Here is a 645-nt window from a genome sequence, read left to right on the forward strand (position 1 = left end):
CCTTTATTGTTATAGATATTATTAACTCTCTTTTCTAGTTAAGAAAAGTAATACTAGATTCGGCCTATATGATAGACTAATATTAGTACTTATAGCCGGTATAGTTTAAGGGTAGAAACCTGCCACTCATAACGGCAGTAAGATGGGTTCGAGTCCCTCTGCTGGCTAATAAAACCAAGATAGTCAATTATCATGAGAATTAGAAATTTCTAAAAATATACAGACTTTAAATAATGAAGGATATTCTATCAAATGGACTAGCTAAGTATTATCTACCAAGTGGTAATACTCAAATTATGAGCCATAATTTTGATTCAGGTATGAATACAACACAAAATCTTCATGCAACACGACATACTAATACACTTATTAATCAATTTTTCGAACCTATTGATGTACTAGCTTCTAAGCCTATTATTGATGTAACACCTACAACAGTAACAGTAACAGTATTCTATTATATGTCAGATGTACAATCAGCACTTAATGCTAATACTATTAATGCTCTAGGTGAAGTTCTAAGTAATGTTTGGGGACAAGCAGTAGAACTCCGACTAGTAAAGCTACATTATCCTTATCTAAATAGTGATATTCTAGCAGCATTTATTATGAAGAATCTAGATACAGATCGATTTGAACGAGTTA

1 protein-coding gene and 1 tRNA gene are annotated in these 645 nt (G+C 31.8%); both read left to right on the top strand.

Annotated features, from left to right (window positions below; all coding sequences use genetic code 11):
- The first annotated feature begins 94 nt into the window (after window positions 1-94).
- Window positions 95-167 (top strand) — tRNA-Met (locus ACYVJ0_RS13630).
- A gap of 66 nt (window positions 168-233) precedes the next feature.
- Window positions 234-645: hypothetical protein (locus tag ACYVJ0_RS13635; RefSeq protein WP_460818395.1), on the top strand; the 412-nt coding region annotated here is incomplete at its 3' end.

The organism is Microbacterium petrolearium, from assembly GCF_054782875.1.